This is a genomic window from Streptomyces rectiverticillatus (assembly GCF_013394065.1).
Classification (GTDB): Bacteria; Actinomycetota; Actinomycetes; order Streptomycetales; family Streptomycetaceae; genus Streptomyces; species Streptomyces rectiverticillatus.
This window is the reverse complement of sequence record NZ_CP040752.1, coordinates 2,337,880-2,350,096: the sequence shown is the minus strand read 5'-3', so window position 1 is coordinate 2,350,096 and position 12,217 is coordinate 2,337,880. Positions and strand designations below refer to the sequence as shown.

Here is a 12,217-nt window from a genome sequence, read left to right as displayed (position 1 = left end):
TCGAGTCACAGCTCGGCCAGCAGCTCGGCCTTCTTCGCGCTGAACTCGTCGTCCGTGAGCAGCCCCGCGTCGTGCAGCGCACCCAGGTGGCGGATGCGGTCGGCGATGCCGCCCGGGTCGGGCCGGGCGGCCGGGACGCGCGCGCCCGGCGAGGCCGGGGAGGCGTCCCGGACGGCCTGCAGGACGGCCGCGGCGAAGGGCAGCGACTCGTGGAGGAGCCCGTAGCCCATGCCGAAGACGACGGCCGCCGGATCCTGGTCGGCCTGGCCCGGCGGCCCGCCCTCGGCGCCGCGCGGCACGAGCCGCAGATAGCCCCCGGCGATCTCGGGGGAGCGCCACTGGACGCCCGAGAGCTCCTCGACGGCGAACCGCTGGTCGCCGGCCTTCCACTTGGCGGAGGACGCGCCGGTCCAGAACCACCGGAAGGCGACGCAGGCGCCGTCGAAGGAGGCCTTGCCGTCGTAGGCCTTGAAGGACGCCGGGGGAGTGGGGGCCGCGACCAGGGGGCGCTGGGCGGGCACGGCCGCGTCCGGGCCCAGCGCGGCCCGTATCTCGTCGGCGTAGTACTCGGCGAGGGCGTCGCGCTCGGCGGGCAGCACCAGCCGGTAGGGGTCGCTGCCCTCCTTGAGCTGGCCGTCGGCGACGTCCATCAGCGGATCGGCGCCCGGTCTCGGCACCGCACGCAGCACCACCGTCCCGCGCTTCCCCGGGGCCTGCTCGACGGCCGCGAGCGCCTCGTAGGGGATGCGTCGTTCACCGAGCGCCTGGAGCAGCTTCGGTGTGCGGATCCCCCGTTCGAAGCGGATGAGCACGGAGTCGGTGTCGAACTCCCAGACGGTGTGGAAACCCGTCAGCACATCACCCATGCCGTCATCGTATGCGTCGCCCGCTCGCGCGTCCCCCCCTGCGGGGAGCGGGGAGCTACGCGCGTCGTCCGTCCGCGTCGGCCCGTCGGCGTGCGGCCCGGCCCGGCTCGTCCGCTATGCGCCCTCGGTGCAGGAGGCGTCCCCGTCCGCGCAGGCGACCGTCGCGGGGGCGCCGACGCCGATGCCGGCGAAGTTGGCGAGGCTCGTCGTACCGGGCTCGAAGTAGCCGGCGTGGCCCTCCGCGCCGCGGGCGGACAGCACCCGCGCCCCGAAGGCCTGCGAGACGGGGTCGGCGCCGTGGCCGAGGCCGCCGACCTCCAGGTGGGGGACGCCCTGGATCCAGTCGTCCGGGTCGCGCATGGCCCATATCCGGGCGCTGGTCCGCAGCTCGGAGACGTGCTCGGCGCGCATCCCGGGGCTGCCGGCCACCGCGACGTCGGTGACCCGGGGCGACAGGTCGCGGGCGGCGACGCCGCACACCACCGAGCCGTAGCTGTGGCAGAAGAGGGAGACCCGCGAGGTGCCGGGCAGCGCCCGCACGGCGGCGCGCAGCCGCAGGGCGCCCTCGGCGGCGAGCTTGCCGGTGGCGGCGTCCATGCCCACGCCGGCGGGCGAGGTGTAGTCGGCCCAGGCGATGACGGCCGTACGGATGCGGGGGTCCGTCTTGCGCTCGGCGGCGTAGAGGGAGCGGGCCATGCCCACGGGGGCGCTGTACGCACGCTGGGACTTCTCGAAGGTCAGCAGGTTGGTGTCGACGCCGGGGACGACGACGGAGACCCGCTCGGCGCGGTCGAGGTCGCCGATGACCTCCGCGACCCGGCCGGCGCCGGTGGGGTCGAAGGCGAGGATCTGCCGCCCGCCCTCGCGCAGGGACTCGAAGCGGTGCATGCGGCGCACGGCCTCCTGGCGGCCCACCGGGGTGAGGCCGCTCGCGTGGCTGCGGCGCTTCTCGACGGCGCGCGCCTTGCCGAGGGCGGCGCGGTTGGCGCGGTAGCGCAGGGCGGTCGGGGCGCCGTTGAGGTTGCCGACGACGAAGGGGTGATCGTCGGCGAGCCGGGCCTGCTGGGCGCCGGTGAGGGAGGCGAAGAAGCGGGCCACGGCGTCGGGGGCGGTCCCCGGGGCCGGCAGCGGTCTGCCGGCTATGGAGCCGTGCAGCCAGGCGCTGAGCGAGACCGTACGGGCGTCCCCGGCCGCTTTGTGGCTTCTGACGGCCGTCCAGCCGGTCGTCCCGAGCATCACGAACACCACGGCCAGGGCGAGCAGCGCGCGCCACACGGTGGCCGTGGTCGTCCACGGTACGGAGGAGGGGGAGCCGAGCTCCGGGAAGGAAGTCACCGCGAAACACAGTAGGAGAAACGCGGCGGCGACTGCGAAGTCCGTGAGCTATCTCACGTTTGAGTGGGGGGAATTGGGCACATGCGTGGGTTTCTCGATCAGGCGCGCCAGTTTCCGGCTAAAGCCGGACCCAGCTGGTCCAGATAGGCCACGGTGAGCAGCCGGAGATCTTCCAGGCCGCCCTCCCCTCGCTCGCCCCAGATCCTCGCCGTGACACGCATCACCCCGCCGAACGCCGCCACGAGCACGTGCGGCCGCGGGTCGGCGTCCAGGTCCAGGCCCTCGCGCCGGGCGATCTCCCGGGTCAGCCCCTCCTCCACCTCGGAGAGCTTGCGCAGCCGCGCCGCCAGCAGCTGGGGCGTCGACTCGATCATCCGGTACGTACGCATGTGCAGTTCGAGCGGCACGACCGACTCGATGACCTCGCTCGCGCCCTCCCAGGTGGCGAGCACGGCACCGCGCAGGGCGGGCAGCGGCGCCTCGGCCGCCGGGCGGGAGCGCAGCGTGGCCAGGAAGAGGGCGTCCACGGAGGTCTGCATGGCCAGCGCGACCTCTTCCTTGTTCGCGAAGTAGCGGAAGAAGGTGCGCTGGGAGACCTCCGCGGCCTCGGCGATCTCGTCGACGGTGGTGCGCTCGTAGCCCTTGAGGGCGAACAGCTCCAGGGCGGACCGGATGAGGGTGTCCCGCGTACGCCGCTTCTTCCGCTCGCGCAGACCGGACGGCAGCGCCGTACGGGCCGCCGAGTCCTCGATCGCCGGCATCGCTCGTCTCTCCTCCGCCACGTTTGTGCTGCTCAGGATAGCCGCGCAGAAAAGTGACAGGCATCAGCGGATGCGGTCGACGGCCAATTGGCAGGCACTGACATAATTCTCCCCATGACGTCTCAGACCGCTGTCGCCGAGGCGCAGCCGGACCTCGGGCCCCGCAAAGGGCTCCGCGGCCACCCCTGGCTGACCCTCGTCTCCGTGGCGATAGGCGTGATGATGGTCGCGCTTGACGGCACGATCGTCGCCGTCGCGAATCCCGTCATCCGGGATGACCTCCACGCCTCGCTCGCCGATGTCCAGTGGATAACCAACAGCTACCTCCTCGCCCTCGCGGTCGCTCTGATCACCGCGGGCAAGCTGGGTGACCGCTTCGGTCACCGGCTGACCTTCCTCATAGGTACCACCGGCTTCGCCGTCGCCTCCGGAGCCATCGCGCTCTCCGGCAGCGTGTCGGCCGTCGTCGCCTTCCGGGTGCTCCAGGGCCTGTGCGGGGCGCTGCTCATGCCGGCCGCGCTCGGACTGCTGCGCGCCACCTTCCCGGCCGAGAAACTCAACATGGCCGTCGGCATCTGGGGCATGGTGATCGGCGTCTCGACCGCCGGCGGCCCGATCCTCGGCGGCGTCCTCGTCGAGCACGTCAACTGGCAGTCCGTCTTCTTCATCAACGTGCCGGTCGGCGCCCTCGCGCTCGCCCTGGGCCTGGTGATCCTCAAGGACCACCGGTCCGACCACGCCCCGCGCTCCTTCGACCTCCCCGGCATCGGCCTGCTCTCGGCCGGGATGTTCTGCCTCGTCTGGGCGCTGATCAAGGCCCGGGACTGGGGCTGGGGGGACGGCAAGACCCTGCTGTTCCTGGGCGGGGCCGCTCTGGCCCTCGTCCTGTTCGTCCTGTGGGAGACCAAGGCCCGCGAGCCGCTGCTGCCGCTGCGCCTCTTCCGCTCCGTGCCGCTGAGCGCGGGCACCGCCCTGATGCTGCTGATGGCCTTCGCCTTCATCGGCGGGCTGTTCTTCGTCACCTTCTACCTGCAGAACGTGCACGGCATGAGCCCGGTCGACTCGGGTCTGCACCTCCTGCCCCTGACCGGCATGATGATCGTCGCCTCGCCGGTCGCCGGCGCGGTCATCACCCGGGTCGGGCCCCGGGTCCCGCTGGTCGTCGGCATGCTGCTGACCACCGTCGCGTGCTTCGGCATGGCCCGGCTGGAGGCCGGCTCCGGCACGGGTGTGATGTCGGTGTGGTTCGCCCTCTTCGGCCTCGGCCTGGCCCCGGTCATCGTCGGCGCGACCGAGGTCATCGTCGGCAACGCCCCGCTGGAGCACGCGGGCGTCGCGGGCGGCCTGCAGCAGGCCGCCATGCAGGTGGGCGGCTCGCTCGGGACGGCCGTGCTGGGCGCCGTCATGGCCGCCCGGGTCGACAACGCCCTGCCCGGCAAGTGGGCCGGCGCGGGGCTGCCCCCGGGCAAGCCGGAGGAGATGGCGCAGGCGGCCGACGCCGTGGCCGTCGGTGTGCCGCCGGTGCCCCCGGGGACCCCGCCGGACGTGGCCGGGAAGATCACGGGCGTCGCGCATGACACTTTCGTGTCAGGGATGAGCCTGTCCTTCACCGTCGCCGGCGTCGTCGCGGCCGTCGCCGCCGCGGTCGCCCTGTTCACCAAGCGCGGATCCCACCCCGAGGCCGCGGCCGGGGCGGGCCACATCTGAGCCCGTCCGGACTGCTTCCCCTATCAGGGCCCCGCCCCGCGGGGCCCTCTTGGCAGCCGCGATCACTCCCGTCAGGATGCGGAATGCAACACCGCCGACACAGGGAGTGATCCTCATGCGTACGATCCGCACCGCCGCCGTCGTCATGGCCGCGGCCTCCGCGCTGGCCCTGTTCTCCGCGCCCACCGCGGGCGCCGCGGGCACGGCCGGCAAGGCGCGGCTCGGCACCTGCGCCACCGGGCAGCTGTGCCTGTGGACGAAGGCCGGCTTCCGCGGGACGCGCAGCACGAGCGAGCTCGCGGACATCGGTATCGAGGACTGTGTGGTCTTACCGGCGGGCGGCAGCGCGGTCTCGCTGGCCAACCGCACGGGGCGCCCTGTTACGACGTATCAGAGCGCTACGTGCGCCGAGACGGGTGAGTTCAGCACGTACCCGTCGGGGACGTGGGTCCCGGAGAGCCCGTACGTCGTACGGGCCTACAAGGTGTGGGAGCACTAGCTCCCGCTGAAAAACGCCGGTGCCCCCGGCCAGCATCGCTGGCCGGGGGCACCGGCAGGTGAAACGGGGTGACTGCTTACGCGTCGCCGCCCGCGGCGCCCGGGTCGGCCGCCGTGACGTCCAGCAGCTGGTAGCGGTCCACCGCCTGCTTCAGCAGGGAGCGGTCGACCTTCCCCTGCTTGGCCAGCTCGGTGAGCACGGCCAGGACGATCGACTGGGCGTCGATGTGGAAGAAGCGACGGGCCGCACCACGGGTGTCGGCGAAGCCGAAGCCGTCGGCACCCAGCGACTGGTACGCACCCGGCACCCAGCGCGAGATCTGGTCCGGAACGGCCCGCATCCAGTCGGACACGGCCACGAACGGGCCCTCGGCGCCCTGGAGCTTCTGCGTGACGTACGGCACGCGGAGCTCCTCCTCCGGGTGCAGGAGGTTGTGCTCCTCCGCCTCGATGGCGTCCCTGCGCAGCTCGTTCCAGGAGGTCGCCGACCAGACGTCCGCCTTGACGTCCCACTCCTCGGCGAGGATCTTCTGGGCCTCGATCGCCCACGGCACCGCGACACCGGAGGCGAGGATCTGGGCCGGGAGCGCGCCCTTCTCGCCCTGCGAGAAGCGGTACAGACCCTTGAGGATGCCGTCGGCGTCCACGTCCGCCGGCTCGGCCGGGTGCTGGATCGGCTCGTTGTAGACGGTCAGGTAGTAGAAGACGTCCTCGGCGTTCTCGCCGTACATCCGGCGCAGACCGTCCTTGACGATGTGCGCCATCTCGAAGCCGAACGCGGGGTCGTAGGAGACGACGCCCGGGTTGGTGGACGCCAGCAGCTGCGAGTGGCCGTCGGCGTGCTGCAGGCCCTCACCGGTCAGGGTGGTGCGACCCGCCGTGGCGCCGAGCACGAAGCCGCGCGACAGCTGGTCGGCCATCTGCCAGAACTGGTCGCCCGTGCGCTGGAAGCCGAACATCGAGTAGAAGACGTAGACCGGGATCAGCGGCTCGCCGTGCGTCGCGTAGGCGGAGCCCGCCGCGATCAGCGAGGCCGTGCAGCCCGCCTCGGAGATGCCGTCGTGCAGCATCTGGCCGGTCGGCGACTCCTTGTACGCGAGCAGCAGCTCGCGGTCCACGGACTCGTACTGCTGGCCGAGCGGGTTGTAGATCTTGGCCGACGGGAAGAACGCGTCCATGCCGAAGGTGCGGTACTCGTCGGGGGCGATCAGCACGAAGCGCTTGCCGATCTCCTTGTCCCGCATGAGGTCCTTCAGGATGCGGACGAACGCCATGGTGGTGGCGATCGACTGCTGGCCGGAGCCCTTCTTGGCGCTTGCGTAGACCTTGTCCTCCGGGAGGGCCAGCGGCTTCGACCGGTCGACGCGGGTCGGCACGTAGCCGCCGAGCGAGTTGCGGCGGTCGTGCATGTACTGGATCTCCTCCGAGTCGCGACCCGGGTGGTAGTACGGCGGCAGGCCGGACTCCAGCTCCTTGTCGGCGATCGGGATGTGGAGGCGGTCGCGGAAGCGCTTGAGGTCCTCGACCGTGAGCTTCTTCATCTGGTGGGTCGCGTTGCGGCCCTCGAAGTTCGGACCGAGGGTCCAGCCCTTGACCGTCTGCGCGAGGATCACGGTCGGCTGGCCCTTGTGGGCCTTGGCCGCCGCGTACGCCGCGTAGATCTTCTTGTGGTCGTGACCGCCGCGGCCCAGGTGCAGGATCTGGTCGTCGGTCATGTTCTCGACCATCTTGCGCAGACGGTGGTCGTCGCCGAAGAAGTGGTCGCGGATGTACGCACCGGTCTCGGTGGCGTACGTCTGGAACTGGCCGTCCGGGGTGCTGTTGAGCTTGTTGACCAGGATGCCGTCGCGGTCCTGGGCCAGCAGCGGGTCCCAGGAGCGGTCCCAGACCAGCTTGATCACGTTCCAGCCGGCGCCGCGGAACTGCGACTCCAGCTCCTGCATGACCTTGCCGTTGCCGCGGACCGGGCCGTCGAGGCGCTGCAGGTTGCAGTTGACGACGAAGGTCAGGTTGTCCAGGCCCTCACGGGCGGCGATGGACAGCTGGCCGAGCGACTCCGGCTCGTCCATCTCGCCGTCGCCGAGGAACGCCCAGACGTGGGACTTGGAGGTGTCGGCGATGCCGCGCGCCTCCATGTAGCGGTTCATCCGGGCCTGGTAGATCGCACCGAGCGGGCCGAGGCCCATCGAGACGGTCGGGAACTCCCAGAAGTCCGGCATGAGGCGCGGGTGCGGGTAGCTGGAGAGGCCGTAGGGGGCCTTCGACTTCTCCTGGCGGAAGGAGTCCAGGTTCCGCTCGGAGAGCCGGTCCAGGAGGAACGCGCGGGCGTAGATGCCCGGGGAGGCGTGGCCCTGGAAGAAGATCTGGTCGCCGCCGTCGCCCTCGTCCTTGCCGCGGAAGAAGTGGTTGAAGCCCACGTCGTACAGGGAGGCGGAGGAGGCGAACGTGGCGATGTGGCCGCCGACGCCGATGCCGGGGCGCTGGGCACGGGAGACCATCACGGCCGCGTTCCAGCGGGTCGCGTTGAGGATCTTGCGCTCGATCTCCTCGTTACCGGGGAAGAACGGCTCGTCCTTGGTCGCGATCGTGTTGACGTAGTCCGTGCTGCGCATCTCGGGCACCGCGACGCGCTTCTCGCGTGCGCGCTCGATCAGGCGAAGCATGAGGTAGCGGGCACGTTCCCGGCCTCGCTCATCGACGGCTGCGTCGAGCGAGTCGAGCCACTCCTGGGTCTCTTCGGGATCGAAGTCCGGGACCTGGCTGGGAAGGCCGCCAATGATGATCGGGTTGCGATCGGATCCGGAAGCCACGCTGTTCCTTCGCTGTTCGGTCGTGGTCGTGCTCTGCACGCGATGTTGCTGCGCACGCGGTCAAATATTGCTCTGCTTATGTCGCGCCGGTCCCATCGTGGACCGCGGCGGCGGAAACGTCATCTCTACTGGGCGGTAACCACCACTGGTGAGACGAAGCAGCGTTTGTCGGTCGCCCGGGGCGGCCAAATCGCAACCTTACGCCCCCAAAGAGGGTTCCCCGTGTACGGCTGTTCGGGGTCGGCCCGGGTCATCACATGGAGTAACTTCACAAACCCGGCAAAGTTCTGTGTTGTGAATCACTCGCCCCTCCTGCCTCATGGTTGGAGTTGCCATAGGACGTCCCCGTCCGTCAACGTTTCGGCGGTCTCGATGGCCGGGTACTTGCGCGATCCGTCCGTCACGTGTGGACTACGCCCATCGTTTCGCGTACGCGCGAGGCGAATGCAACGTCTCGAAGGATGACAGGAGGAAATCCGTGAGCGCGACCGCGGACCACGCGGAGGAGCGGACCAATCCAGCCGCAAGGCTGGGTTTCGAGCCCGGGCAGGTGGTCCAGGAGATCGGTTACGACGACGACGTCGATCATGATCTCCGTGAAGGTATCGAGTCCATCATCGGCCAGGACCTCGTTGACGAGGACTATGACGACGTGGCCGACGTCGTCCTGCTGTGGTTCCGGGATGAGGACGGAGACCTCACGGACGCGCTGGTGGACGCCATCGGTCTGCTCGAGGACGGCGGCAACATCTGGCTGCTGACGCCCAAGACCGGCCGCGACGGCTACATCGAGCCGAGCGACATCCAGGACGCCGCGCAGACCGCCGGGCTCTCCCAGACCAAGAGCATCAGCGTGGCCAAGGACTGGACCGGCACCCGTCTGGCCGCCCCCAAGCGCTGAGAACGCCGCCGGCCCCCGGGCCCGCCGCCGGAAGAGCCGCCGCCGCGCCCCCCGACAGCACAGCTGCCGGGGGGCGCGGTGCATCGCGGGGGGCGCACAGTGACACACTGGCGCCCTACCCGCCGGTGGCCGGGTCCGGGCGCGGACCCCGGGCCGGCCCCTGCCGAGATGAGGGATGCGAACATGGCGATCGAGGTCGGCACCAAGGCCCCGGACTTCGCGCTGAGGAACCAGCACGGCGAGACCGTCCGGCTCTCCGACTACCGCGGTGAGAAGAACGTCGTCCTGCTCTTCTACCCCTTCGCCTTCACCGGCGTGTGCACCGGCGAGCTGTGCGCCCTGCGCGACGAGCTGCCCAAGTTCGTCAACGACGACGTCCAGCTGCTCGCCGTCTCCAACGACGCCCCGTTCTCGCTGCGCGTCTTCGCCGAGCAGGAGGGCCTCACCTACCCGCTGCTCTCGGACTTCTGGCCGCACGGCGACGTCAGCCGCGCCTACGGTGTCTTCGACGAGGAGAAGGGCTGCGCGGTGCGCGGCACCTTCATCATCGACAAGGAGGGCGTGGTGCGCTGGACCGTCGTCAACGGCCTGCCCGACGCGCGTGACCTGGACGAGTACACCAAGGCGCTCGCAGCTCTCTGAGCAAGAAGTATGTAATCGGTGGGAACCGGTCACTAGGATCCACACGTTGACCGGATGCCATCGCACACCGGGGGGCGCAGGTGGAGACCTCCCCCTCGAACCCGAACCAATGGAGGACTCGTGGGAGTCAGTCTCAGCAAGGGCGGCAACGTCTCGCTGACCAAGGCGGCCCCGAACCTGACCGCGGTCATCGTCGGTCTCGGCTGGGACGCCCGTACCACCACCGGTACGGACTTCGACCTGGACGCCAGCGCACTGCTGACGAACGACCAGGGGAAGGTCGCCAACGACCAGAACTTCGTCTTCTTCAACAACCTCAAGAGCCCCGACGGTTCCGTCGAGCACCAGGGTGACAACCTCACCGGTGAGGGCGAGGGCGACGACGAGGTCATCAAGGTCAACCTGGCCGGCGTGCCCGCCGATGTCGCCAAGATCGTGTTCCCGGTCTCGATCTACGAGGCCGAGTCGCGCCAGCAGAGCTTCGGCCAGGTCCGCAACGCCTACATCCGCGTGGTGAACCAGGCCGACAACGCCGAGCTCGCCCGCTACGACCTCAGCGAGGACGCCTCGACCGAGACCGCCATGGTCTTCGGCGAGCTCTACCGCCACGGCGCGGAGTGGAAGTTCCGCGCCATCGGCCAGGGTTACGCCTCGGGCCTGCGCGGCATCGCCCAGGACTTCGGCGTCAACGTCTGACCGACAGGCCATCCGCGTCCGGCGCCGCACCCCCGTTCCCGGGAGTGCGGCGCCGGACGTGCACGGTGCCCCCGCTGCCCGGGGGTACCGGATCTCGACCGGGGAGGAAACAAGATCATGGGCGTCACGCTCGCCAAGGGAGGCAATGTCTCCCTCTCCAAGGCCGCACCCAACCTCACCAATGTGACCGTCGGTCTCGGCTGGGACGCGCGCTCCACCACCGGAGCCCCCTTCGACCTCGACGCCAGCGCCCTGTTGTGCGCCACGGGCCGGGTGCTCGGCGACGAGTACTTCGTCTTCTACAACAACCTCAAGAGCCCCGAGGGCTCCGTCGAACACACCGGCGACAATCTCACCGGTGAGGGCGACGGCGACGACGAGACGATCCTGGTCGACCTCACCAAGGTCCCGGCCGCCTGCGACAAGATCGTCTTTCCGGTCAGCATTCATGACGCCGATGCCCGTGGCCAGAGCTTCGGTCAGGTCAGCAACGCCTACATCCGCGTGGTCAACCAGGCCGACGGCACCGAGCTCGCCCGCTACGACCTCAGCGAGGACGCCTCCAGCGAGACCGCGATGATCTTCGGTGAGGTCTACCGTTACGGCGGCGAATGGAAGTTCCGGGCGGTGGGCCAGGGGTACGCGTCGGGCCTGCGCGGTATCGCCCTAGACTTCGGGGTCAACGTTTCGTAAAGCCGCGCACGGCGCGGGGGAAACCCCATAACGAAGGATTGGGTAGCCAGTGCTCCTGAAAACCTTTGGTTGGTCGTTCGCCATCACGGCGGCCGGACTGGCCTTGGCCGGTGTCCTCTGGGGGTGGCAGGGGCTCGCGATCGTCGCGATACTGTCCGTCCTCGAGATCTCGCTCTCGTTCGACAACGCGGTCATCAATGCCGGAATCCTCCGGAAGATGAACCCGTTCTGGCAGAAGATGTTCCTGACCCTGGGCATCCTCATCGCCGTCTTCGGCATGAGGCTGGTGTTCCCGGTCGTCATCGTCGCCATCACCGCGAAGCTGGGGCCGATCGAAGCGGTCAAGGTCGCCATTCAGGATCACGACCGGTACGAGGCGCTGGTCACCAGCGCCCACCCGGCCATTGCCGCATTCGGTGGCATGTTCCTGCTGATGATCTTCCTGGACTTCATTTTCGAGGACCGGGACATCAAGTGGCTCGCCTGGCTGGAGAAGCCGCTCGCCAAGCTCGGCAAGCTGGAGACCCTCTCCATCGTCGTCTCCCTGGTCGTGCTCCTGATCGCCGCCACCACCTTCGCCACCACCGTCCCGGTGCACGGCGGTGAGGGCACGATCGACAAGGCCACCACGGTCCTGCTCGCCGGAATCGGCGGCCTGGTGACGTATCTGGTCGTCGGCGGAATCTCCGGCTTCTTCGAGGACCGCCTGGAAGAGGAAGAGGAAGAGGAGGAGGACGAGGAGAGCGAGTCCGCGAAGGACGCGGCGCCCGCAACCGCCAAGCAGGGCGGCGGCTCGGCCGTCGGCCTCGCCGGCAAGGCCGCCTTCTTCCTGTTCCTCTACCTCGAGGTCATCGACGCGTCGTTCTCCTTCGACGGTGTCATCGGCGCCTTCGCCATCACCAACGACATCTTCGTGATGGCCCTCGGCCTCGGCATCGGCGCCATGTACATCCGGTCGCTGACGGTCTTCCTCGTCCGCAAGGGGACCCTGGACGACTACGTCTATCTCGAGCACGGCGCGCACTACGCCATCGGTGCCCTCGCCGTCATCCTGCTGATCAGCATCAAGTACGAGATCCCCGAGGTCGTCACCGGTCTCATCGGTGTGGTCCTCATTGCGGCGTCGTTCCTGTCCTCCGTGATGCGCAACCGCAAGGAGGCGGAGGGCAATGGCTCCGGCCCCAAGCCGGAAGTCACTGCGGGGGTGTGACCCTTCCTTCCGGGGAGTCACCCATCCTTTCCGGGGTGTGACCCCTCCCGGGGTGTGACTCCGGCACATTTGAGGAACGCTCTCAGCGGGGCGGTCGT

The 12,217-nt window shown here is 69.6% G+C and carries 11 protein-coding genes; 7 read left to right on the top strand and 4 right to left on the bottom strand.

Annotated features, from left to right (window positions below):
- Positions 1-5 precede the first annotated feature (5 nt).
- From FGW37_RS10050 to FGW37_RS10040, 3 genes are all read right to left on the bottom strand, one after another.
- Positions 6-866 carry a DUF4429 domain-containing protein gene (locus tag FGW37_RS10050; protein ID WP_179080752.1) on the bottom strand — a complete coding sequence of 287 codons (861 nt, stop codon included), beginning with the start codon at positions 864-866 and terminating at the stop codon, positions 6-8.
- A 114-nt stretch (positions 867-980) separates the two neighbouring features.
- Positions 981-2,201: an alpha/beta hydrolase gene (locus FGW37_RS10045; RefSeq protein WP_179080751.1), complete on the bottom strand. Its 1,221-nt coding sequence runs from the start codon at positions 2,199-2,201 to the stop codon at positions 981-983.
- Between the two features lie 98 nt (positions 2,202-2,299).
- Positions 2,300-2,962: a TetR/AcrR family transcriptional regulator gene (locus FGW37_RS10040; protein ID WP_179080750.1), complete on the bottom strand. Its 663-nt coding sequence runs from the start codon at positions 2,960-2,962 to the stop codon at positions 2,300-2,302.
- Positions 2,963-3,076: 114 nt separating this feature from the next.
- On the opposite strand from FGW37_RS10040, the gene FGW37_RS10035 reads away from it, so the two are divergent.
- Both FGW37_RS10035 and FGW37_RS10030 read left to right on the top strand, forming a co-directional pair.
- Positions 3,077-4,669, top strand: coding sequence for an MFS transporter (locus FGW37_RS10035; protein ID WP_179080749.1), 1,593 nt, complete (start codon positions 3,077-3,079; stop codon positions 4,667-4,669).
- A gap of 115 nt (positions 4,670-4,784) precedes the next feature.
- Positions 4,785-5,168, top strand: coding sequence for a peptidase inhibitor family I36 protein (locus tag FGW37_RS10030; protein ID WP_179080748.1), 384 nt, complete (start codon positions 4,785-4,787; stop codon positions 5,166-5,168).
- A gap of 76 nt (positions 5,169-5,244) precedes the next feature.
- Here the strand turns inward: FGW37_RS10030 and aceE are convergent, their stop codons facing one another.
- Positions 5,245-7,977: a pyruvate dehydrogenase (acetyl-transferring), homodimeric type gene (gene aceE / locus FGW37_RS10025; RefSeq protein ID WP_179080747.1), complete on the bottom strand. Its 2,733-nt coding sequence runs from the start codon at positions 7,975-7,977 to the stop codon at positions 5,245-5,247.
- A gap of 478 nt (positions 7,978-8,455) precedes the next feature.
- Between aceE and FGW37_RS10020 the strand changes: the two genes are divergently transcribed.
- From FGW37_RS10020 to FGW37_RS10000, 5 genes are all read left to right on the top strand, one after another.
- Positions 8,456-8,878, top strand: coding sequence for a DUF3052 domain-containing protein (locus FGW37_RS10020; RefSeq protein ID WP_058044591.1), 423 nt, complete (start codon positions 8,456-8,458; stop codon positions 8,876-8,878).
- A gap of 183 nt (positions 8,879-9,061) precedes the next feature.
- Positions 9,062-9,520 (top strand): peroxiredoxin, encoded by a 459-nt coding sequence (locus FGW37_RS10015; protein ID WP_058044592.1) that lies wholly within the window; start codon positions 9,062-9,064, stop codon positions 9,518-9,520.
- Positions 9,521-9,640: 120 nt separating this feature from the next.
- Positions 9,641-10,216: a TerD family protein gene (locus FGW37_RS10010; protein WP_058044593.1), complete on the top strand. Its 576-nt coding sequence runs from the start codon at positions 9,641-9,643 to the stop codon at positions 10,214-10,216.
- 117 nt (positions 10,217-10,333) lie between these two features.
- The gene (locus tag FGW37_RS10005; RefSeq protein WP_058044594.1) at positions 10,334-10,909 is read left to right on the top strand and encodes a TerD family protein; all 576 of its coding nucleotides are present in this window, start codon (positions 10,334-10,336) and stop codon (positions 10,907-10,909) included.
- A 49-nt stretch (positions 10,910-10,958) separates the two neighbouring features.
- Positions 10,959-12,119 carry a DUF475 domain-containing protein gene (locus FGW37_RS10000; RefSeq protein ID WP_179080746.1) on the top strand — a complete coding sequence of 387 codons (1,161 nt, stop codon included), beginning with the start codon at positions 10,959-10,961 and terminating at the stop codon, positions 12,117-12,119.
- The last annotated feature ends 98 nt before the right edge of the window (positions 12,120-12,217 follow it).